This is a genomic window from Ewingella americana ATCC 33852, assembly GCF_000735345.1.
Taxonomy (GTDB): domain Bacteria; phylum Pseudomonadota; class Gammaproteobacteria; order Enterobacterales; family Enterobacteriaceae; genus Ewingella; species Ewingella americana.
Genome location: NZ_JMPJ01000054.1, coordinates 1 through 21,665, shown reverse-complemented (window position 1 = coordinate 21,665; position 21,665 = coordinate 1). Strand labels below are relative to the sequence as shown.

The 21,665-nt window shown below is 56.1% G+C and carries 21 protein-coding genes and 1 tRNA gene; 5 read left to right on the top strand and 17 right to left on the bottom strand.

The features are described from left to right. Positions 1-42: 42 nt before the first annotated feature. The 7 genes from GEAM_RS11430 to GEAM_RS11400 all read right to left on the bottom strand — a co-directional run bounded on the left by GEAM_RS11430 (position 43) and on the right by GEAM_RS11400 (position 8,694). Positions 43-1,098: an ABC transporter substrate-binding protein gene (locus tag GEAM_RS11430; RefSeq protein ID WP_034791559.1), complete on the bottom strand. Its 1,056-nt coding sequence runs from the start codon at positions 1,096-1,098 to the stop codon at positions 43-45. A 42-nt stretch (positions 1,099-1,140) separates the two neighbouring features. Continuing rightward, on the bottom strand, positions 1,141-2,451 hold the full coding sequence (gene uhpC / locus GEAM_RS11425; RefSeq protein ID WP_034791557.1) for an MFS transporter family glucose-6-phosphate receptor UhpC: 1,311 nt from the start codon (positions 2,449-2,451) through the stop codon (positions 1,141-1,143). An 89-nt stretch (positions 2,452-2,540) separates the two neighbouring features. After that, entirely contained in the window at positions 2,541-4,070 is a 1,530-nt protein-coding gene (locus GEAM_RS11420) for an MASE1 domain-containing sensor histidine kinase (protein ID WP_034791555.1), read from the bottom strand. Continuing rightward, a complete protein-coding gene (locus GEAM_RS11415; protein ID WP_034791553.1) occupies positions 4,070-4,693 on the bottom strand; it encodes a response regulator transcription factor in 624 nt (207 codons plus the stop codon). The genes GEAM_RS11420 and GEAM_RS11415 overlap by 1 nt, the downstream gene beginning before the upstream one ends. Positions 4,694-4,842: 149 nt before the next feature. After that, positions 4,843-6,558, bottom strand: a complete 1,716-nt coding sequence (locus tag GEAM_RS11410; RefSeq protein ID WP_034791551.1) for a glycosyltransferase family 9 protein — start codon at positions 6,556-6,558, stop codon at positions 4,843-4,845. After that, entirely contained in the window at positions 6,558-7,646 is a 1,089-nt protein-coding gene (locus GEAM_RS11405; protein WP_034791549.1) for a hypothetical protein, read from the bottom strand. Before GEAM_RS11405 ends, GEAM_RS11410 begins: the two co-directional genes overlap by 1 nt. 79 nt (positions 7,647-7,725) lie before the next feature. Then, the gene (locus GEAM_RS11400; RefSeq protein WP_034791547.1) at positions 7,726-8,694 is read right to left on the bottom strand and encodes a D-2-hydroxyacid dehydrogenase family protein; all 969 of its coding nucleotides are present in this window, start codon (positions 8,692-8,694) and stop codon (positions 7,726-7,728) included. A 219-nt stretch (positions 8,695-8,913) separates the two neighbouring features. Here GEAM_RS11400 and GEAM_RS11395 point away from each other — a divergent pair, with 219 nt between their 5' ends. After that, the gene (locus GEAM_RS11395) at positions 8,914-9,387 is read left to right on the top strand and encodes a DUF805 domain-containing protein (RefSeq protein WP_034791545.1); all 474 of its coding nucleotides are present in this window, start codon (positions 8,914-8,916) and stop codon (positions 9,385-9,387) included. 65 nt (positions 9,388-9,452) lie between these two features. Here GEAM_RS11395 and GEAM_RS11390 read toward each other — a convergent pair whose 3' ends face one another. After that, a complete protein-coding gene (locus tag GEAM_RS11390; protein WP_051899483.1) occupies positions 9,453-11,933 on the bottom strand; it encodes a type III effector HrpK domain-containing protein in 2,481 nt (826 codons plus the stop codon). Positions 11,934-12,063: 130 nt separating this feature from the next. On the opposite strand from GEAM_RS11390, the gene GEAM_RS11385 reads away from it, so the two are divergent. Beyond that, entirely contained in the window at positions 12,064-12,603 is a 540-nt protein-coding gene (locus GEAM_RS11385) for a DUF2058 domain-containing protein (RefSeq protein ID WP_034791543.1), read from the top strand. Between the two features lie 27 nt (positions 12,604-12,630). On the opposite strand, the gene GEAM_RS11380 is transcribed toward GEAM_RS11385, so the two are convergent. Continuing rightward, complete coding sequence (locus GEAM_RS11380) at positions 12,631-13,329, bottom strand: RluA family pseudouridine synthase (RefSeq protein WP_034791541.1); 699 nt, start codon at positions 13,327-13,329, stop codon at positions 12,631-12,633. A gap of 122 nt (positions 13,330-13,451) precedes the next feature. Continuing rightward, positions 13,452-13,527 (bottom strand) — tRNA-Asn (locus tag GEAM_RS11375). A 231-nt stretch (positions 13,528-13,758) separates the two neighbouring features. Here GEAM_RS11375 and GEAM_RS11370 point away from each other — a divergent pair. Both GEAM_RS11370 and GEAM_RS11365 read left to right on the top strand, forming a co-directional pair. Next, positions 13,759-14,100 (top strand): type II toxin-antitoxin system RelE/ParE family toxin, encoded by a 342-nt coding sequence (locus GEAM_RS11370; protein WP_034791539.1) that lies wholly within the window; start codon positions 13,759-13,761, stop codon positions 14,098-14,100. An 11-nt stretch (positions 14,101-14,111) separates the two neighbouring features. Next, positions 14,112-14,414 (top strand): helix-turn-helix domain-containing protein, encoded by a 303-nt coding sequence (locus GEAM_RS11365; protein WP_034791537.1) that lies wholly within the window; start codon positions 14,112-14,114, stop codon positions 14,412-14,414. Positions 14,415-14,508: 94 nt separating this feature from the next. On the opposite strand, the gene rutG is transcribed toward GEAM_RS11365, so the two are convergent. From rutG to rutA, 7 genes are all read right to left on the bottom strand, one after another. Then, a complete protein-coding gene (gene rutG / locus GEAM_RS11360; protein WP_034791535.1) occupies positions 14,509-15,837 on the bottom strand; it encodes a pyrimidine utilization transport protein G in 1,329 nt (442 codons plus the stop codon). A gap of 85 nt (positions 15,838-15,922) precedes the next feature. Then, complete coding sequence (gene rutF, locus GEAM_RS11355) at positions 15,923-16,456, bottom strand: NADH-dependent FMN reductase RutF (RefSeq protein ID WP_128124471.1); 534 nt, start codon at positions 16,454-16,456, stop codon at positions 15,923-15,925. A 12-nt stretch (positions 16,457-16,468) separates the two neighbouring features. Beyond that, the gene (locus GEAM_RS11350) at positions 16,469-17,059 is read right to left on the bottom strand and encodes a malonic semialdehyde reductase (protein WP_034791533.1); all 591 of its coding nucleotides are present in this window, start codon (positions 17,057-17,059) and stop codon (positions 16,469-16,471) included. Continuing rightward, positions 17,044-17,883 (bottom strand): pyrimidine utilization protein D, encoded by an 840-nt coding sequence (gene rutD, locus GEAM_RS11345; protein ID WP_034791531.1) that lies wholly within the window; start codon positions 17,881-17,883, stop codon positions 17,044-17,046. The genes GEAM_RS11350 and rutD overlap by 16 nt, the downstream gene beginning before the upstream one ends. Before the next feature lie 29 nt (positions 17,884-17,912). Next, positions 17,913-18,299, bottom strand: a complete 387-nt coding sequence (gene rutC / locus GEAM_RS11340) for a pyrimidine utilization protein C (protein WP_034791529.1) — start codon at positions 18,297-18,299, stop codon at positions 17,913-17,915. Positions 18,300-18,319: 20 nt separating this feature from the next. After that, positions 18,320-19,084, bottom strand: coding sequence for a pyrimidine utilization protein B (rutB, locus tag GEAM_RS11335; protein WP_034791527.1), 765 nt, complete (start codon positions 19,082-19,084; stop codon positions 18,320-18,322). Then, positions 19,084-20,184 (bottom strand): pyrimidine utilization protein A, encoded by a 1,101-nt coding sequence (gene rutA / locus GEAM_RS11330; protein ID WP_034791525.1) that lies wholly within the window; start codon positions 20,182-20,184, stop codon positions 19,084-19,086. The genes rutB and rutA overlap by 1 nt, the downstream gene beginning before the upstream one ends. A gap of 334 nt (positions 20,185-20,518) precedes the next feature. Here rutA and rutR point away from each other — a divergent pair, with 334 nt between their 5' ends. After that, complete coding sequence (rutR, locus tag GEAM_RS11325) at positions 20,519-21,202, top strand: HTH-type transcriptional regulator RutR (protein WP_084674115.1); 684 nt, start codon at positions 20,519-20,521, stop codon at positions 21,200-21,202. Positions 21,203-21,665 lie beyond the last annotated feature (463 nt).

Sequence of the window (21,665 nt, the reverse complement as noted above, 5' to 3'; positions counted from 1 at the left end):
CTTCTCCTCTGAGAGGAGAAGGAGTTTTAGGCAGCGCGGACCTTACTGGGTCTCTTTGCCCATCTTCACTTCATTAACCCACTTAGTGATCAACGCCTTACGCATATCGGACGCGCCGTACTTGTCCATGTCGTAGTTGATCAACTTCAGGTCACTCATTTTCAGCGAGTTTGGCGAGGTTTCAGCCGTGGTGTTGGTGAGGATTTGATAGGACTGGCCTTTCTTCCACGCCAGTTCCTGCGCCTCTTTGGACAGCGCCCAGTCGACGAACAGCTTGGCATTGTCGAGGTTGCGCGCGCCTTTCAAGATACTGACGCCGCCGATTTCATAGCCGGAACCTTCACACGGGGAGATAAGCTTCAGCGGTGCGCCGCTCTCTTTCTCCTGCGCGTAGTCGTGCAAGAAGCCGATGCCAATCGCGGTTTCACCACGGGCGGCGTTGCGGGCCGGGGCGATACCCGACTTGGTGTATTGGGAGATGTTGCCGTTGAGCTGTTTCAGGTAGTCGAAAGCCTGATCCTCGCCCCACAGCTGGGAGAAGGTCGCCAGCGCGGTGTAGGCCGTGCCGGAGCTTTGCGGGTCAGCAATTTGGATTTCGTTTTTATAAATCGGGTTGGTCAGGTCCTTCCAGCACTTTGGCTCTGGCAGGTTTTTCTCTTTCAGGCGATTGGTGTTCACCCCTATGCCCAGAATGCCGATGTACACCGCAGAAGAGTAGTTGCCTTTGCGTTTTGCCGGGTCGCGGAAGTTCGGCATGATCTGCTCGAGGTTCGGCGACTTGTAGGCTTGCAGCAGGTCCATTTCACCGGCCTGAGATTGCGGGTCCAGCGTGCCGCCGTACCAGACGTCAGCCTGCGGGTTCTTTTTCTCTGCTTCGACTTTTGCCAGCGTGCTGCCGGAGCCGTTGCGGATAAACGAGGTTTTCACGTCGTACTTCTCGCCGAAAGCTTTGGTTTCTTCTTCACACATGGCGTTAGTCGCGCTGCAATACACCACCAGACGGCCCTTAGCTTGAGCCGCGCCGGTGAAGGCGGTGAGGGCCACGGCGGCGGCCAAAAGCGAGTATTTGTAGAGGGTAGGAGAGAGATGTTTTTTCATGGTGTTTTACCTTTTCTTCTTATGTTGTGGGACAGAACCTTGTTATATGTCCGGCGGCGCGGCGCTCAGTTCGCGCTTACTGATCCCCGCCATCATCATCGGCATCAGCAGTAACCCAACGCAGGCCGAAGCCAGCGTCAGCACGGCGAAGAAGCCGGACCAACCGTAATGCTGCATCACCACCGCCAGCGGCCAGCCCGCCAGCGCCGCGCCGAGATAGGCAAACAGCCCGAGAAAGCCAGTCACCGTGCCCGCCGCGTCTTTGTGTGAATACTCTGTTGCTGCCAGCCCGATCAGCATCTGCGGGCCGAAAACAAAAAATCCGATACTGAAAAAGCTCAGGGCCAACAGGCCGAAATGGTGGACCGGCGCCAGCCACAGGGCGGTGACCGTGACGAACAGTCCGAGCGAAAACAGCAAAATCATCGGTGCGCGCTGGCCGCGAAACAGCAGGTCGGAACCCCATCCGGCGAACAGTGCGCCGAGCAGTCCACCTAGCTCGAACAGCGACAGCGTGGCGTTGGCGCTGAGCAAATTGACGCCATGATTCTCCGCCAGCCAGATGTTGCCCCAGTCATTCAGCGCGATGCGGATCAGGTAGACCAGCACGTAAGAGACGCCGAGCAGCCAGATGGTGCGGTTCTGCAAAATGGTCTGGCGCAAAATTTGCGTCATGCTCATCGGCGGGCTTTGCTGCTCCTGCCGCAGCTCCAGCGGGTCGCGCCGCCACGCGCCCACAGTCGGCAAACCTTGCTGCTGCGGCGTGCCGCACAGCTGGCGGCACAGCCATAGGCCAATCACTATTGCCACCACGCCCGGCACCAGCAGCGCCGCCTGCCAGCCCCACATCGAGGCCAGAAGGCCGGACAGTAGGGGCACCGCCGCGCCACCGATATTGATCGAAGTGTTCCAGCATCCCCACCAGAAGCCGCGCTCATTGCGCGAATACCAGTGGGTCAGCAGTCGGGCGCACGGCGGCCATCCCCAGCCTTGGAAGAACCCGTTTAGCGTCCAGACCACCAGCAGCGCGGTCAGCGAATGGCAGAAGGCGAACAGGATATTCAGCACCCCGGTCATCAGCAGGCCGACACCCATAAACCAGCGCGCCCCGGTCTTGTCGCTATAAATGCCCGAAACAAACTTCGAGCTGCCGTAAGCCAGATAAAACAGCGTGCCGAGCAGTCCGATGTCGCCTTTGGTCAGGCCAAGCTCCAGTTGCATCACCGGCATCGCGAAATTGACGCTTTTGCGCGTCAGATAGAACGCGGCGTAGCCAATCACCATCGACAGCAGCAGGTGAACTCGCCAGTAGCGATAGTTTTTGTCGACAAGTGAGGCTGACATCTGGGACATCGTTTACTCCAACCTTATGCGCCGAGTGTAGGCAGGTGATTTTTGCAGCGGATGAGACAAGGTTTTAGATGACTAGGAATTATTCCTAGTCAGGGGCGAGTTCTTTGCAAATCTGTGGGCAACTTAACAATTATGTGGGTGCCGTTACGCTGCTCGAGCAGCCATTCGCCGCCCAGCGCGCGCACTCGCTCTTCAATGCCGCGCAGCCCAAATCCCTCTTTTAGCGGATGAGCAAAGCCCACACCGTTGTCACTCACTTCCAGCACCAGCATGGACTCTTGCTTGGTCAGGCTGATGTGGACCCGCGTGGCGGCGGCATGCTTGCTGATGTTATTGAGCAACTCCTGCACCAGCCGATAGAGCGTGAAGGTCAGGGTTTCGTCGCGCGGTAGCTCCGACAGCCGGTAGTCGAGTTGGAAATCAATGCCCTGCTGCGGGAAGGCGAACTCGTCGGCCAGATGGTGCAGGGCTTTATCCAGCGACATCTCGTCCAGCACCGGCGGGCGCAGCTGGCGCAGAAGCTGACGGGTAGTTTGATGAATGCGCTGCGACAGCTCGCCAATCTGCTTCGCCGCGCTGTGAGTGGCCGGGCCGTGCGGGCTTCTGTCCACCAGCATCGCCTGAATCTGAATGGCAGTAATGTTCTGGCCGATTTCATCGTGCAGCTCGCGGGCAATCTCTTTGCGCACGGCTTCCTCGGTATGCACCAGCCGCTCGGTGAGCTGGCGGCGGGTGTCCAGCTCCTGTTCTAGCTGCAAACGGTAGCGATTAAGATGTGACGCCAGCTGCTGTTGGCGGCTGATGGCGATCCCTAGACCAATGCCAAGCAGCGCCTGAGTGGAGAGGAATAGCTCCAGTTCGAGCAAATCGTGGAACGCGCCGCTCATCTGACGGGTGACGGTGATCATCAGGCTGCCGAGCACCGCCGCCAGCACGCCGCCTTGCCAGCCGAAGGCGTAAGCCATCACCACGTTGGGCAGAAACACCAGAATGATCAGCAGGCGCTCGACTTCCGGGGCCAGACTCATCTGGAGACAGACGGCGAGGGCGAAGAACAGCGAACACCAAATCAGCAGCGAGGTGCGCAGAGGCGGGTCGGGGATCTCCTGCGCCAGCAGGTTTTGCAGATGCTGCTGTTTAAGATATTCGTAAATCAGATAGATAAAAGGCGTCAGCAAAATCCCGCCGGTGAAGGAGGCCAGCAGGGTTTGACTCAGCGGCGCGCTCAGCCACAGGCCCGGCACCGCCATCTGCAACAGGCTGTTTCCCGCCACTGCCCCGAGCAGAAGCAACAGCCGTTGCCAATACAGGGTAAAACGCCGCCACAGATGCTGCACCAGCGCAGCGGGGAGCAAACTGAGCAAGGGCGACAGCAGCATGATCCAGTGAGTTTGCAGCTGTTCGCTGTGCAGCCAAACGCCAATGGCCGCCTCTGACAGCAGCATGGCGGGCCAGTAGCGCCGCGACAGCAGGGTCATCAGCGCCAGCCGCAATCCCTGTGGCAGCAGCAACATCGCCTGCTGGCCGTTTTGGGTCAGGTAGAAGCTGATAGACCAGAGCGCCAGCCAGCACAGGCTGTAGAAAATCGCCAGAAAAAGGGTGAGACCGAGCTTTCTCATTAGGCAAGCAGGCTGTGCTGAATGGCGAAATGCACCAGTTCGATGGTGGTGTCGCACTGGAGTTTGCCGAGGATATTGGCGCGGTGGACGTGCACGGTTTTGTGGCTCAGCTCCAGCTGTTCGGCAATCGCCTTGACGCTCAGGCCGTTAACCAGCAGGTCGAAAATCTCACGCTCGCGGGGCGTTAGGCTTTGCAGCGCCTTGGGCGTTTGCTGGCTTTGGCGCAGCGCCAGCAGGGCGTCGGAGCAGAGATAGCGGCCACCGGCGTGGACCGTGCGCACCGCCTGCACCAGCTCTTCTGGCCCGCAGCGCTTGGTCAGGTAGCCACTGGCTCCGGCGTCGAGCGCGCTTTGCACGAAGGCGGTGGTGTCGTAAATGCTCAAAATAATGGCGCGGAAATTGGGCCGCTGCTGGCGCAGGCGACTCAGCAGGCTCAGCCCGCTTTCATCCGGCATGGCGATGTCCATCACCGCCACGTCAATGTTCATCTTCAGCAGCGACGACCAAGCATTAGCCGCCGAGGCGTACTGGCCGACAATTTGGATATCGGATTCCAGCCCCAGCAGCTGTGCAAAGCCGGAGCGAACTACCACGTGGTCATCAATCAGAGCAACGTTAATCATCTGGGAGTAACTGAATGTAAATGGAATTTACATAATGGTCATGAATGCTTGCCGCTGGCAACTGACAGATGTGGAAATGCAGGGTGGATAACGGAATTTCACTTAAGAATAAGCCTGCCCGCGCGTTGCGGGCAGTTCACAGGCAGCCATCAGGCGGGTGGGTGAGGGATAAAATCCTTCGAGGCAACGAAGCGTTTTACGTCGGCAAACAGCTGCTGCGCAGAATAGTGCTTCAGGCAGCCATACTGTTCGGCGTTCGGACACCAGTCGGCAAATGAAGCGCCGGTTGGCCGCACGTAAGGCTGCTTCAAAACGTCCTGATAAAAGGCTGGTTCGAGCATTAAATCGGCGCACGGGCTGTACTGGCAGCCGAGATTGATCGCCAGCGCGTTCCAGCCCGCGACGCCGTGGCGATAGGGCAAACGGCGCTCGCCCGGCAGAATCGAATAGATGCCGCAAATGGCGATATCCGTGGCGGAGGCCAGCGCGATAGGCCCGGAATCCGTGGCGATCAGCAGGTTACAGCGCTTCATCAGCTCCAGCGTTTCAAACACCGAAAAACGGTCCACGGCGCTGACCAGCTGCGGGTTATCCAGCGCCAGCATCTGCTTGTAGGCGTATTTATTGTGACTGCTGCCTATGACCACCACCTGCCAGCCATCTTCCAACATCATGTGGGCGATATCGCGCCACTGACTGGCGGGCCAAGTGCGATTTGGCGCGCCGATATTGGGGTGCAACAGCACCACGCGCTGGCCATCGAGCTGGTGCTCTGCCATGAAGTCATCCACCGTTTGGCTGTCGCGCTGGCTGGTTTCCAGCTCCACGGTTTTATCCTCGGCGCTGACTCGCTGCGCGGCTTTGCCAAGAAAGGCATCGGTCATATGCAGCCCAGAGATGAAATGCTCCCATTTGCCCCAGATCTGGTAGCGCTGCTGCTCTTGGGCAAAGCGTAATTGGAAGTACTGCTCGGTGGTCACCGAGTCCACGTCCCACACCTCATCAACATAAGGGTTTGCCAGCGCCAGCGGATGATACGCCTTGCTGGTGATCAAGACTCTGGGCTGGGTTTGCTGCTGCCACAGAGCCTTGATAGCACCCAGCCCGAAGACCAAGTCACCCATCGACGCATGCAATTTGATGAATTGCGCGTTGCTTGGCGTGTAAGGCAGCAATGACGGCGAATTGACGAAAGCTTGTGGCGCCGCCAGTTGCTGTAAAGTCTGCTGCTGCTCTGCCGTGAGTGGCGTGGCGCGCGGCGTGAGCTTTAGCAGGCGGTTGAAAAAGGGGATGTCGTAAAAACGCAGCAGGTTTTCATCCGTCAGGTGGTAGCTGGCTGGGCATAGCCGATGCCAAAGGTAGTTCAGCAGCGGGTTCCAGTTCTGTGCGCTAACAATCGGATTTTCCGCCGTCAGGCTCTGTTCGAGAGCCTGAGTGTAGACGTTTTCGGCCTGACGCAGCTTGTCTTTAGGCAGATGGGCGATGGCGATGCGCTCATCAATGCCCGGCACGCTGTCATCATACAGGCAGAGCTGCAAACGCTGGCGACCAAAGCGCGACCACAGCTGTTTGAGCAGCAGTAGCAGGTCATCTTTCGACGCCAACAGGTCAATATGAATTTCCAGCCTGAGCGGATTGGCGGCGTTAATCACCATGCACAGCTGGGTAATTATCTCCTCCATGCTGCCGCCCAGTGGGTTGAACCACAGCGTATTGCGGGTGGCGAGCTGCTTGACGTGCAGAGTGTTCTCGGGGAGCGCCATCAGGGTAACGCTATCTTCCCTGACAGGCTGGCGCAGGTAATGCACCAGCTTGGTAAGGGCATTGTTGCCTTGCCGACCATAATACAGCGTGAGTTTTTTCATCAGTAGCCCTCCGTAGTCACCACCACCGCGTGGTTTGTAGCCTTAGCCAGTTTCAGCGCCAGCTTGCTGGCTCCGTGGAAATTCAGATGGAAACCATCGCGAAAGTCGTCGTGTTCAAAGTCAGGATGATCGTATAAATCGATAAACTGATGGCGGGTGGAAAGCACGCTGTTTGCCAATATCTGGCGAGTGGAGTGGTACATTTCAGCGCAAAAAACCTGACGATACTCCCGCGGCATTGGGCAGATAACCAGTCGCACCGTTTTGCGATGTTTCTCCGCCAGTGACAGCATGTCGGTCAGCACCTGACGGTTGGCTTGCAGCGAAGCGGTATATTTCGCGAAGTGTGAGTGTTCGATGGCGCGCTGTTGAGCGATTGCTGCTGAGGTTTGCCGTGGCTCAGCTTCTGTGCTTATTAACTTCTGATGCTGATCTTCTAACACCTGTTTAATCAGCGCGGGATGGTGCTTTTGGTTGCTATTGGCTGGCCGAGGTGGGCTGAAAAAGCGTGTCATCATGCGATAGATATCGCAGGCGAGTGGATTGGTTTCTAGGCTGATGTCGCGGTAGAGATCGTGTACACCGACGGTGATGATGTATTGGCGAATGGACGGCATCTCGACTGTTTGCTGCACCACGCTAAAGGAATGGTTGAGGTCGAGGCAGGGCAAAGACAGGTTCAAACTCTGCGGTAACAGAAAGTCGGGTATTCCCCAAAAGGCATAGGATGAACCGGCAATCAGCGTGCTCACTGTGCCATCGTGGAATAATTGCTGATATTTTTCTTCAAGCCATACACGCCGAGAGAGACTGTCGCTCACCGTGTGTCTTAGACACAGGCCTAGGCTAGGGCTGTAGCCAGCCAACGCAATCAGCAGCGGTTGCAGATTTTCGCCGGTAAGTCCCTGTTCAAATGCGTGGCATAGTTCATCGATAACCAGCACGGTCTGTGGGCGGTTTTCCAGCAGTGCCGCGTGGTGACATACAAGTTGGCGCAGTGCTTCTACGGAGCGGATATCCCGATAGGTATTCATTTCCTGCGCCAACGTCTCCAACTGGTGCAGGAAGGAACTCACTTGCTGATTCATATTATACGCCGTGGTCGAGAGTAACCTTATGACAAAGCGGCTCACTGGGAGCCAGACTTAAACCACGGCGATAATTTTTTTACGCTGACAGCACTCTGATCGGTTTACCGGCCAAAAATGCCTCGATGTTCTCCACTGCTTCGCTGAAATAGATGCGGTAATTGCCGTCGGAGACATAACCAATATGCGGCGTTGCCAGCACGTTAGGCAGCGAGCGGAAAGGGTGGTCGGCGGGCAGTGGCTCGACGTCAAACACGTCCAGACCCGCCCCGGCAATTTTGCCCTGTTGCAGCGCGGCGATCAGCGCTGCTTGGTCAACAATGGCGGCGCGCGAGGTGTTGATCAGCAGGGCGGAAGGTTTCATCAGGGCGAGATCTGCGGCGTCGAGCAACCCACGGCTGCGATCGCTGAGTACCAGATGAATTGACACCACGTCGCTGGTAGCCAGCAGGGCTTCTTTGCTGGCGGCCAGTTCTACGCCGTGTTGCTCGGCGCGTTCGGCGGTCAGGTTTTGGCTCCACGCCACCACTTTCATGCCAAACGCCTGTCCGATGTCGGCCATCTGCTGACCAATTTTACCCAGACCAATCAGACCCAAACGCTTGCCACTGAGGCCTAGTCCGACGGTGCTCTGCCACGGTCCATTGCCGCGCAGGGCGTTATTTTCAGTCACCAGATGGCGCGCCAAACCAAGGATCAGCCCCCAGGTCAGTTCCGTCGGCGCACTGCCGCCGCTGCCGGTTCCGCATACCGTGACGCCGTGCTTTTTCGCCGCATCAAGGTCAATGGAGGCGTTGCGCATCCCTGAGGTGATCAGCAGTTTAAGCTTGGGCAGGCGGGCAAACAGGGCGGCGGTAAAAGGCGTGCGTTCGCGCATGATAACCACGATTTCGGCGTCAGCTAGGCTCTTGACCAGCGTATCTTCATCAGCAATATGCTGGCTAATCACCTGCGTTTCGATTTTATCTTCCAGCGATGACCAGTCCGCGTAGGAGAGGGCAACCTGTTGGTAATCATCAAGAATGGCACAGCGGATTTTGGCGGACATCGGCGGTTCCTTAGCGGAAAAAATTCATTAGCGAGTAAAGGATTTATAACATCCCACCCCAATAATTCCAGCCAACATCTAAGGATGGGCACAAAAATGTCGGTTATGACAGGCAACGCTTCCCTCGGAGAGCAAGTTGCGGTAAAGAATGAAGCGAAAACAGAGTTAACACTTATATCAATAAATAATAGTAATAATTAATGGGGAGAGGAGTCAGGAATGACAGTCTGGCAATGTTATTTACAGGGTTGGAAGCGCTACGTTGATTTTAGTGGTCGCTCGACCAGAAAAGAGTTTTGGGTCTTCTTGCTCGGCAGCATGCTGATTTCAGTGCTGCTGGGCTTCTCGGTGGCCATTATCACTACGCTGATGGGCGTGACTAACGCCATCTTCTACGGCAGTTTGGCGCAGTGGATATTTTTGCTGGCGGTGATTGTGCCAATTATGGCCGTGGGCATCCGCCGCATGCACGACATCAATCGTTCCGGCTGGTGGTTCGGCATGCTCTATCTGATCCAGCTGGCGCTGCGGCTGATCAACACTATCTTGCTGCACTTCGCCGCGCCGCAGGTTTATGTCTACGCCAAGCTGACGTTGGGAATTCTGGCGTGGATCCCACTGCTTTACGTGCTGTATCTGTGCTGTCTGAAGACCAAAGCGCCGGTAGCGGAAGGCGCGCTTGTCACGCCATAAATTGCGTTTTCATAAAAGCGAAGGGGCCAGATTTGGCCCCTTTTTTATACGCGAATTGCCTGAGATTAGCTTGGCGTCGGAATACCAAACTGCTTGAGGGTTGGGTCAACGTTGTGGTCGAAGGTTTTCTGGTCTTTGTGCTTTTTCACCGCGTCGATAATGGCTTTGATACCAAATCCTAAGCCCATGGCGGCGTCGACCACCCAGCCAACTGGCCCGGCAGCGGCACCCAATGCCTCGGCAGCAGCGGCTCCTGCTGCTTCACCGGCCACCGTGCCGACCACGCGACCGGCCACGCTGCCTGCGATACGCCCCAGCCCCACGGAAGCATCTTTGCCCAAAGCTTCGGCGGCGGTGTTAAAGCCGAGTTTGCCCAGCTCCGAGCTGCCTTTGATGCCGTCATAAATGGTTTTCGCCGCGCCGGCTTTGTCGCCCGATTTCAACTGCTCAGACACCGTCGCCAGCCCCGCCACGCTCATGATGCCGTTGCCGCTGAGTGAAGCTCTTTTCGCCATACTCAGCCCCATCTCGCTGGTTTGCTTCTCGACCCCTTCACGCAGCTGCGAGTACATCTCTTTGCCACTCATCTTGGTCAAATCGCTGTCTTTTGGCAGGGTTCCGGCGTCTTTTAGCGTATTAAGGAAGCTCATGCCTTTGCTGGTGGTGCTCAGCGCTTTCATGGTGGCTTCGGCATAGCCGTCTTCCGAGGCCGCCGTGACGCTGTCCGGGATAGCATCTTCATAGGCAGCTTTTTTCTGGTCGACGTCGGCCAGCACGTCTTTGGCATCGGCCTTGCTGTTATTCTTCAGGCCACTTTCTACTGCCTGTCCTTGAGTGAAATTCTGGTCGTAGGAAGCCTGAATCTGCTGTTTGAGGTCCGGGCGGTTGTTGATCACCTGCGCGGTGGTGGGCAGATTCGCTCCTTTGCCCTGAAGGTCGCCTTGCAATTGCAGTTCTGAGTTGAGGCTGTTGATGGCGTCGCTGTAATCCACCGGCTGCTGGTCTTCCGGCTTCTTGCCCGCATTGGCTTTGGCCGCAGAGTCACGCGCGGCCTGCATATCTTGGTCCATGGTTTTGCCGGAAATCAGATCCTGATAGCTTTGATTCACTGCCTTGCTCAGGCCGGGGTCATTGCCAATCATCATCTTTTCCTGCCCCGGCACGGCCTGCGCCATGAACTTCTGCACATCCGGATCGCTCTGCAATTGGGCGATATCATCTTGCAGCGCCTGCGAGGTTTTGTCGGTTTTACGCAGCGAACTGCCGCCATCTACTTGGCCCTGCGTCTGTTGCAGCTTGACCAACACCGCCGCTTTCTGCGCGCCGCTGTAGTTTTGCGGGTTCTGGAATACGTCGGCCCCGAGGTTGCTGATATCGACGTTGGCCACGGCGTTGCGGGTCGCCGCGTCGTTCATCATGCTGGCGAACTCGCCGCTGTTGGTCGGCGCCTGCTTGGCAATCCAGTTGTCGATATTGCTGCCGCTGATTTTCTGATCCGGGTTGTGCAGCGCCAAATCTTTACCTTCTAACCCGCCCTGATCCAGCATGTATAAGAAGCCGGGTTGGGAGAAGGTTTTGGCCGATTGCTGCAAAGCCGGGGATAAGCCGGGGTTGTTTTGCTGAATGGCTTTCAGCGAGTCGGCGGTAATGTAGGAATCAACCTTGCCGTCGGAGTCTAGCGAAGCGCATTTCACCAGAGGTTCGCTGGCACGCAGCGTGGCCGCCGAGGTCACCATCTGCAATGACTGCGGATCGGCATTCGGGTGGGCTTTCTGGTAATCCGTGACGTCTTTGACCGCCGCGTCACGTGCTTTGTCCATATTATTGGCGAAGGCGGCATAGTCACCGTTGGTGGTTTTGCCATCAGGCTTGCCGCCGTGCTTGCCAACGTCAGTGGCGGTTTTCAGCGCCGGATTGGCGTCAATAAAGGCTTTGGCATGGGCCGCGTCAGGGCCACCGGCCGCCGCCATTTTGGCCGCTGCCGCCGGGCGATTCATCTCTTTCTCAGCTTGCAACTGCTGGTCTGGCGGCAGGTTCGCCACCAGCGGGGCGTACTTTTTCAACTCTTCTGGAGAAGAGTATTTTGAGTTATCGATAAAATCAGCGTCGGCCGAAGAGGCGCTAGAGCTGGCTGAAGAAGTTGCCGAACTGGTGGAGGTGGCCGACGTTGCCGACGTGGCTGAAGTTGCAGACGTGGCCGAAGTCGGGCTGGTACTTTGCGGCGTGCTCACGCCAGAGCTGGCGGGCGTCGCGGTGCCAGTCGGGGCAGGCGGCGTGCCTGATGCCGCGCCGCTTTGCGCGTCACTCATTTTTCGCAATAAACCGGCAATCATCGATGCCAGCTCATTGATAATGTCGCCCGGATCATTGGCGACGGCGTTGTTGGCCTGATTATTGGTCTGGCCATACTGAATCGACAGATTTGAACCCGAATTAGCCCGGTTCAAGGTGCTGGCAGGCGGCTGGGTTCCAAAAGAGGTTTCATCAGCCGACGAAGAAATTGAGCCATTGAAGGCCGGACCAGATTGGGAAGGCAGTACGCGCATTTTAACTCACCTCAAATAGGTTCCTAAGCTAAGTGAGTGGTGAAAATGGCGCAGGAGTTCCGTCACCTAGCACTGCCTCAAAAATTATCGCTATAATCGCAGAAATTATTTAACGAGTTTAGAAACGAAAATGACAAAACTGACCTTACAAGAGCAAATGCTAAAAGCCGGATTAGTGACCAGCAAAAAGGTGGCTAAAGTTCAGAGAACGGCTAAAAAGTCACGGGTTCAGGCGCGTGAGGCAAGAGAAGCGGTAGAAGAAAATAAAAAAACGCAGCTTGAGCGTGATAAACAGTTAAATGAACAACACAAGCAGGCTGTGTTATCTAAAGAACATAAAGCTCAGGTTAAACAACTGATTGAAATGAATAGAATTGATATTGCAAAAGGCGATATTGGTTTTAACTTCACCGATAATAATCTTATCAAAAAAATAATGGTGGATAAGGTCACTCAGGCCCAGTTGATTAGCGGGCGTCTCGCCATTGCTCGTTGGGTTATCGATAACGCGAGTGAGAGTCAGTACGCCATTATTCCTGCAAGCGTCGCTGATAAAATTGCCCAGCGAGACGCGGGCAGCATTGCTTTAAACAGCGCGCTCAGTCAGGAAGAGCAGGATGAAGAAGATCCGTATGCTGACTTTAAAGTGCCCGACGATTTGATGTGGTGATCAAGGGTTGCGTATGGAGGTTATGGCTTAGAAAGGACTAGCATGACGGGCTTCGATTTTCTCCCCGCTGATGGGATGCACAAAATGCAGCTCGCTGGCGTGCAGCATCAGGCGAGATGTCTGTTCAGTGCCCGGTAGCAGCAGGCCGCCATATAAATCACAGCCCAAAATGGGGTGGCCCAATTGCTGGCAGTGAATGCGCAACTGGTGCGTGCGCCCGGTTTCTGGCGTCAGCTCCACCCGCGTCAAGGGCAGCAATGCGCCGTTTTCTAACTCGCGGTAGAAGCGTTCTATAACCCGATAGCCGGAGCGCGCGGGCTTGCCGTGAATGGCGCAAATCGACATCAGCGGGAACAGTGCCGGGTCTTTGGCAATAGGCGCATCAATCATCCCTTCATCCTCATCCAGATGCCCGCAGAGCAGGGCGCTGTAGATTTTCGTCACGCTGCGCTGGCTGAACTGCTGGCAAAGTGCGGCATTGATAGCCTTATTGCGGGCAATCACCATCAGCCCAGAAGTACCGAAATCGAGACGATGAACCAGAGTACAGCCGGGGTAAGTCTGTACTAGACGGTGGTGCACGGAATCCAGGTTAAGCGGATTTTTGCCCGACAAGCTCAGCAATCCGGCAGGTTTATTGATCAGCAGCAGGTGCTCATCCTGATAGAGCGTCTCGATCTGGTCGTGGCACGGCGGGGCGATAAAGGTATCGATAATCGTAGACATCAGGCATTCCGCAGGAAGAGGGGGGCGGATGATAACCAATTTTTAGCCTACTGACGAATCAGTCGGCGAAAACCCCAAAGCAAAACGCCCGCTTAAGTTTCCTTAAGCGGGCGTCTCTAATATGGCTCCTCTGACTGGACTCGAACCAGTGACATACGGATTAACAGTCCGCCGTTCTACCGACTGAACTACAGAGGAATCGTTGGAACGGGGCGAATAATAGCGACTGCCCGCAGGCATGTCAAAGGGTTAACGAAAAATAGATGTTGTTTGGTGAGTCTTTGGTCAGGTTGTTGATTTTTATAGCGTGGTAATTTGGAATACGCCTCGCATGGCGTGAAAACAAACCCTTCCTCATCCCCTCCTTTGGCTTATTTTAGTGCTTTATGAATCTCTGAATATAGATTATAGTCTATAAAAGGTGGCGCCATGTGGACGGTACTAACCACGGATTTGTTTGATCAATGGTTTGATCAACAAAATGATGGAACTCAGGAGAAGGTTCTTGCGGGTTTATTAGCTCTTCGTCGAGGAGGGCCGCAGCTCGGCAGGCCGTTGGTCGATACTCTTTGTGGCTCGGGTTACCCGCACTTGAAGGAGTTGCGGATACAGCACAAAGGCGAGCCACTTCGTGCTTTCTTTGCTTTTGATCCTTTCCGCCAGGCCATTGTTCTGTGCGCGGGGAGCAAAAAGGGCAAGGAAAAGCAGTTCTACAAGCGGATGCTTCACATTGCCGATCAGGCGTATCTGAGGCATCTACAGGAAGAGTAAGGAGCAATAAAATGGCGAAAAATTTACAAGACTTACTGGCTGCGCGCAGCAGTGAAAGCCAAAAGCGCATCTCCGAGGCGGCTGATGAAATGCTGCTTGAGGTGAAGCTCTACGCCCTGCGTGAGCAGTTAGCGATGTCGCAGGCGGCGGTAGCCAAGGCGATGGGGATCAGCCAGCCTTCGGTGGTGGCGATTGAGCAGCGCGGCAATGATATCAAGCTGTCGACCATGAAACGTTATGTCGAAGCGATGGGTGGGAAACTGCGCATTGATGTAGAACTGCCTGACGGCAAACATACAAGCTTTGTGGTGTGAGCAGAAAGAAAAAACCGGCTGCTAAATCGGACGGGTGGACCGAATAACAGCCGGTGATCATCAAAATTGATGAGCTAAGGAGAAACTGAGGTCGTCAGTTACCTTTTAATGCAGCTTCTGTGCCAGTTTTGGTGAGTCGACGATTTTTAAGTAATGCATTGAGCAAGATAGCGCCGAAGGTCGCCGTGCCGATGCCGCCCAGCGTGAAGCCGCCGAGAGTCAGCGAGAAGTTCCCCGCGCCCAGCACCAGCGTCACCGCGACCATAATCAGGTTGCCGTTCTCATTGAGATCAACCTTGTTCTGCAACCAGATGCGCGCCCCTGAAACCGCAATTAAACCAAAGACCACGATGGACGCACCGCCAAGCACCGGGCCGGGAATAGTGTGGATCACTGCACCAAATTTGGGAGAGAAGCCCAAAACTATGGCAACGGCGGCGGCGGCTACAAAAATCAGCGTGGAATAGATTTTGGTGACCGCCATAACGCCAATGTTTTCTGCATAGGTGGTCACGCCGCTGCTGCCTACCGCGCCGGAGAGCATGGTTGCCAGCCCGTCGCCAACAAAGGCGCGGCCCATGTAAGGGTCGAGATTTTTGCCGGTCATCCCCGCCACGGCTTTGATGTGCCCGAGGTTCTCGGCCACCAGAATCACCGCGACTGGCGCAATCAGCAGCATGGCGTGAGTGTTAAAGGTCGGGGTCGTGAGGGTCGGCAGGCCGAACCACGCGGCTTGCGAGATGATGCTGAAATCGACTGGTTTGCCTAATCCGAGGCCGTTAGTGACTACCACGTAAATTGCGTAGGCGGCGACTAAGCCCAGCAACAGCAACAGTTTTTGCACTAAACCGCGTGTAAATACCGCCACCGCACCAATGCACAGCACGGTGACCACGGCCATCCAACTGTCGAACGAAGAGGCCGACACGCTGTGAATGGCGATAGGTGCCAGATTCAGGCCAATCGCCATGACCACCGCGCCGGTGACCACGGGCGGCATCAGCTTTTCAATCCAGCGCGTGCCGATGGCCATCACCACAAAGCCAATCAGCATATAGACCGCGCCACAGGCGATAATGCCGCCGAGAGCTAAGGCGATATTTGGGTTAGCTCCCTGACCGCTGTAGCCGGTGACGGCAATCACCAGCCCGACAAAAGAGGCGCTGGAGCCGAGGTAGCTTGGCACTCGTCCGCCGACCACCAGAAAGAACAGCAGGGTGCCAATACCTGACATCAGAATGGCGATGTTGGCGTCAAAGCCCATCAGCAAAGGCATCAGCACCGTCGCGCCAAACATCGCTACCGTGTGCTGCAAGCCCATCACCATCGTCTGCCCTAAAGGCAAACGCTCATCCGGCGCGACAATAGCGCCATCCAGATTGCCCTGCCGTAAACGCCATTTTGGAAACCAGGAATTCGCCATATTGTGCTCCGCAGTGAGAAAACATCACGAGTAAAGGTGGAAACAGCCTGCTTGCACAGGCGCGTTAGGGACCAGAAATCGAACCTTAAGAACCTGAATTTGCCGCGCGCATTAAAGAGTGGTAGCGGCGGTCGAAATAGGCCAGTCCGTGGCTTTCATCATTGCGCACCAGCGCCACGGCTTCGCAGATCAGAATGTCGTGGGTGCCGACGCTGGTGATTTGGGTGATTTTGCAGTCGAAAGAGACCAGCGCGCCGCTCAAAATAGGCGAGCCGGTTGCCAGCGTTGACCACTCGGCGGCTTCGAATCGCTGCTCCATCGGCGTTTTGCCGCCAAACAGATTTGATAACGACTCGTGGCTATGGGCCAGCGTGTTGACGCACAGCACGTGGTTCTGCTTGAACATCGGATAGACCGAGGCCGAGCGATTCAGGCACACCAGCAGGGTCGGCGGCGTATCGGTCACGCTGCACACCGCCGAGGCGGTAAACCCGGCGCGCCCCGCCGGGCCATCGGTTGTGATGATGTTCACCGCCGTGCCAAGTCGCGCCATGGCATCGCGAAATTCCTGCTTTTCCACCGGCAGGGTTGGATGATGTGGGGTTGCCGTTTGCATCATGTTCCTCCCTTTTCAGACCAGTCGACAGGCGCGGTCAAAATCAAGGCGCGGCAGGCGGGCGTAGACTTTGCTGCTGTCGCCATAGCCAATGTTTATCAGGAAGTTAGACTTCCAGCCATGCTCGGCCAGAAAAGCCTCATCTACCTTGGCGGGGTCAAAGCCGGACATCGGCCCGGTGTCCAAACCCAGTGAACGGCAGGCCATGATCAGGTAAGCCGCCTGCAAGCTGCTGTTGCGAAATGCTGTCTCATGGGCCAACTCCGGACTGGAAGTGAACCACGAGCGGGCGTCGCCGTGAGGGAATAGGTCGGGAAGTGCCTCGTAGAATTCAGGATCCCAGCCGACAATGGCGGTCACCGGCGCGGACAGGGTTTTAGCCAAATTACCGCTGGAAAGCGCCGGAGCCAGCTTCTCTTTCGCCTCTTGGCTGCGCACAAACACAATTCGCGCGGGGCTACAGTTGGCCGAGGTTGGCCCCATGCGCGCCAGCTCGTAAACCTGCTGGAGCAGCTCGTCGCTGACCGGCTTTTCCAGCCAGCCGTTATGGGTTCGTGCCTCGGTGAATAGGGTTGCCAGCGCGCTGGCGGTTAATGCTTCGGCCATGGGATCTCCGTCGGGTTGAGGCTTGAAAAGGGGGGCTGTGGCTGCCTGCTATGGGCCTGCAACCATACCAATAAAATGGTGTTAAAGGTCTCGCTGTCGGTCACGCTCATGGCATGGCCGCCGTAATTCATCTGCTGATGCTCGCCGTGCGGCAGGGCCTGCGCCAGAGAAACCGATTGGTGCCACGGGACCAGCAGGTCATCTTTGCTGCTCAGGGCCAGCACTGGCGCGATAACTTGACTGAGCGAATCGGTCAGGTCAGAGGTCATCAACGCTTCTAAGCGCCGCAGCAGGTTTTCCATGCCCTGAAAATGAGCGACCTGATGCTGTCTCTCTTGCTCCAGCAAGTCGTGATGAGCAGAGAGCCAGTCGGCCGGGTAGAGGAACAGCGGCTGGGCCTGCACATAGGCGTCGACCCCGCTGTTTAATAACAGGTTCTGGCGCACTTCAAAGCAGCGACGGGTTTGCGAATCGAGCTTGGCCCAGCCGTTAACCACCACCAGACTTTGCAGCAGGGCTGGATAGCGCAGGGCCAGATGCAGGCCGATAATGCCACCCAGCGCATGGCCGACGATATGGCAGCGCTCGATCTGTAACTCATTGAGCAGCCCCGCCAGCTCGTCGGCCATATCTTCCATTCGGTAACCCGCAGGCACCACGCCCTGACTGACGCCGGTACCCTGCTGGTCATATAGCACCACGCGAAAATGCTCGGCTAACATCGCCAACTGCGGCTGCCAAAAGCCGTGTACGCCACCCAGCCCGGATGACAGCACGACGGTATCCACCGACGGAGAGTCTTTACCTAACACCTTGTAATACATGGTTAACCTCCTTGGTGAACTGCGGGTGGTTACTTGCCGATATGGGCAATCGTGGCAATTTCAATCAGGGCGTCTGGCTTAACCAAGCCGCACTGGATGCAAAAACGCGCCGGTTTTTCGCCGGGAAAGTATTCGGCATACACCTGATTCACGGCAGCGTAGTTGGCCCAGTCGGTGATGAAAATGGAGTTCATGGTGACGTCGTCCATGCTGCCGCTCGCCGTTTCAATCACCTTTTTGATGATTTCCAGCACGTGGCGGGTTTGCGCGGCGGCATCGCCGATATGTACCACATTATTGTGCTTATCAAAGGGCAGGGTTCCCGAGACGTAAACCACGCCGTCGGCCAAGATGCCCGGTACAAAAGGGGCCAGCGGAGTGCCGCTGCCCACCGGAATAATCGCGCTTTTAGGCATTGTTTTTCCTCATTTTGTTTTTAGGCTGACTTGCTCAACGGCTGCTCGCTGTAACCCACGGCATCGCAGAAGCTACTGACGTTGGACACCCAGCCGAAAAAGGTTTCGATGTTGTAAATCGCTGCTTTTTGCGCGAAGTCCGGCCCGGCCTGATGCGTGGCGTCTTCCAGCACCACGCCGAAATATTCGAGGAAGAAGCCGTCGCGCAGAGTGGATTCCACGCAGACGTTGGTGGCAATGCCGGTAAACACCAGATGATGAATGCCGTAGCTGCGCAGCAGGCTGTCGAGCTGAGTATTGAAGAAGCCGCTGTAGCGCGGTTTCGGCAGCACGATGTCACCCGGCTGCGGCTGAAGTTGGTCTACTAAGTCGTAATCCCAGTCGCCTTTCGCCAGCAGTTTTCCCATCAATTCCGGGCGTTTGCGCATGGTCTTGAGCGCGTTGGATTTGTGATAATTCGGCGAGCCGCTGCCACCCGCTTCGACATACTGATTGTCCCAGCCGTTCTGGAAGAAAATGACTTTGATGCCCGCCGAGCGCGCGGCGGCAATCGCCCGCTGGATATTTTTAATCACCGGGCCGGTGGCCGACACGTCAAAGCCCGCCAAGTCCAGATAGCCGCCCTGCGAGGCGTAGGCATTTTGCATATCTACCACGATCAGCGCGGTCTGCTGCGGGGTAAACGCCAGCGTTTCCGGGCGCGCTTTCAATAGCGTTTCTTGGCCGCTGCTTTGGGTATCGCGGCGAACGACGTTTTCAGCTTTCGATTGATCAAACACAGTCATCAGGCCACCTCTTTCTGTTCAATGTTGTGAGTCAGCACGTCCTGACGGGTTTTCATCAGCGGTTGGATGTACTGGCCGAAGTTTTCAATGCCGTTCACGAAGTCGTCGAAGGTCAGCAAGATGCCCTCCGTGCCGGGAACGGTGGCGATTTCATCCAGCATTTTGGCGACGTTGGCGTAGGAGCCGACCAGCGTGCCCATGTTGATATTTACTGCCGAGGTCGGGTCGGCCATCTGGCGCACATTGGTGTCGCTGCCGGACTTAGTGTCTTTGCTGCTCTGGTCGGTGAGCCACGCCAGCGCGTCGGCGTCGGCACCGGATTTATACAGCTCCCACTTGGCTCGGGCGGCGGCGTCGGTTTCGTCTGCAATGATCATAAACAAGACGTAAGAGGCGACGTCGCGCTGTTCGGCGTCCGCTGCGGTTTTCATCCGGGCGGCGGTTGGGGCGAAGGCTGTTGGCGTGTTGACCCCTTTGCCGAAGCAGAAGTTGAAATCGGCATGTTTGGCGGAGAAGGCCATGCCGGCGTCACTCTGCCCAGCGCAGATGACTTTCATGTCGGCCTGCGGACGCGGGCTGACGCGGCAATCATCCATCTTGAAGAACTCGCCGTCTAAGTCGCAGTGGCCGGTGCCCCACAGGTCGCGCAGCACGGTGACGTATTCGGTCAGGTAGTCATAACGGCGGCTGAAGTAGTCATCCCCCGGCCACATGCCCATTTGCTCATATTCGGGTTTCTGCCAGCCTGTGACCACGTTGACGCCAAAACGGCCGTTGGAGATGGAGTCGATGGTGGCGGCCATGCGGGCCACGATGGCCGGAGGCATCACCAGCGTGGCGGCGGTGGCGTACAGCTTAATGCGGGAAGTCACCGCGGCGAGGCCCGCCATCAGGGTGAAAGACTCCATATTGTGTTCCCAAAACTCGGTTTTTCCGCCGAAGCCGCGCAGCTTGATCATCGATAGCGCAAAGTCGAAGTTGTAGTGTTCGGCCTTCTGCACAATGGTTTTATTCAGCTCAAAAGTAGGCTTGTACTGCGGCGCAGTGGAGGAAATTAACCACCCGTTGTTGCCGATAGGAATAAAGACACCGATTTTCATAGCTCACCTCAATTTCGTTAATCTTAACAATGGCTTGACTGTGCCTCTTGGGCTTCAGCTGGCGCTGTGTGAAAACGTATTGACGAGGAAGGTATTGCAAAGGGAGTGCCAGTTTTTAAATGGGCTTATTTTTCAGTTGGTTAAAATAATCTCAGCGAATTTAATGGAGTAATTGGTCTAATTCGGACCATTTGGTAAAAACTAACTGCACACAAAACAGGCAGGAATGAGCAAAAATGGTGCGGTTTTGTTAAAGAATTACTCATTTGTGGTTAATTGCAGAAATGCTCAGAGGGTAGCCGATTGGCGATAGTCGGGTTGAAAGCCATTTGTTATGCTCGGGATATTATGGAAAGCGGGGCGGGGAGTGGTCGTGAGTCAGCAGATTGAGCAGCAGAAGAAAGCGCCAACCCGGCGTTCAAGAGCCGTCGCGGCGAAGCGCAGCACGATAATGGCCGCCGCGCTGGAGTTTTTCTCTTTATACGGCATCCACGGCACCAGTCTGGATCAGGTCGCCGAGCGCGCCGACGTTTCCAAAACCAACCTGCTGTATTACTTCCCGTCGAAAGAAGATCTTTATGTCGCGGTGCTGCGCGGACTGCTGGACGTGTGGGTCGCGCCACTGATTGCCCTGCGGGCCGAGCAGCATCCGCTATCCGCCATTAGTGAGTATATCCGCCTCAAGCTTTGTGTCTCCCGCGACCACCCGCAAGCCTCGCGCCTGTTCTGTCTGGAGATGGTGCAGGGCGCGCCATTGTTGAAAAAGGAGTTGGGCGGCAGCCTGAAGACGCTGGTGGAGGATAAGTCTGACGTGATCCGTGGCTGGATAAAGCAGGAGCTCATCGCCCCCATCGAGCCACTGCATTTGATTTTCATGCTCTGGGCAACCACCCAGCACTACGCGGATTTCAGCGTGCAAGTGGAAGCCATCAGCGGCAAAACCCTCGCCGATGAGGAATTTTTTGAACAGACAGTTCAGGGGATTCAGAGAATTATCATCGGGGGGATACGGGTTTGAAAACCCTATGAAACTTTGTTTTTAAATTCAAAACCGTGGGCTCGCCGCCCACACTGGCCCAAAGGGTTTTAAACGAAACCCTTTGGAATCCGGCGTTTTTTTGCCGCTGGAAGATCGAGGCTTCGCAGGGTTGGAATGGACATGTTTCAGGCACCGTAGTGACAGCCGCGAAGTGCCGCCGCTTAGGCGGTTCCCTCGCGGCGGGATTCCAACCCGCGTAAAAAGACACGCGGTTTTCCACCTCTTGCTCGGCGTCACTTCTGAATGCGGCCTACTGGCTTCTCAACCGTGCCGTTTCAGTTTTGTGGATTTTACTTTGCTCCTCCCCTGAAAAGGGGGAGGTTGGGATGGGGTATTGCAGCAAACTCAGTGGCTTAGACTGGGCTAGGGCTGGGTTTACTCCTTCTCCTCTCAGAGGAGAAGGCAGGGATGAGGAGTGGTTTGACTCCGTGCACAATTAGGC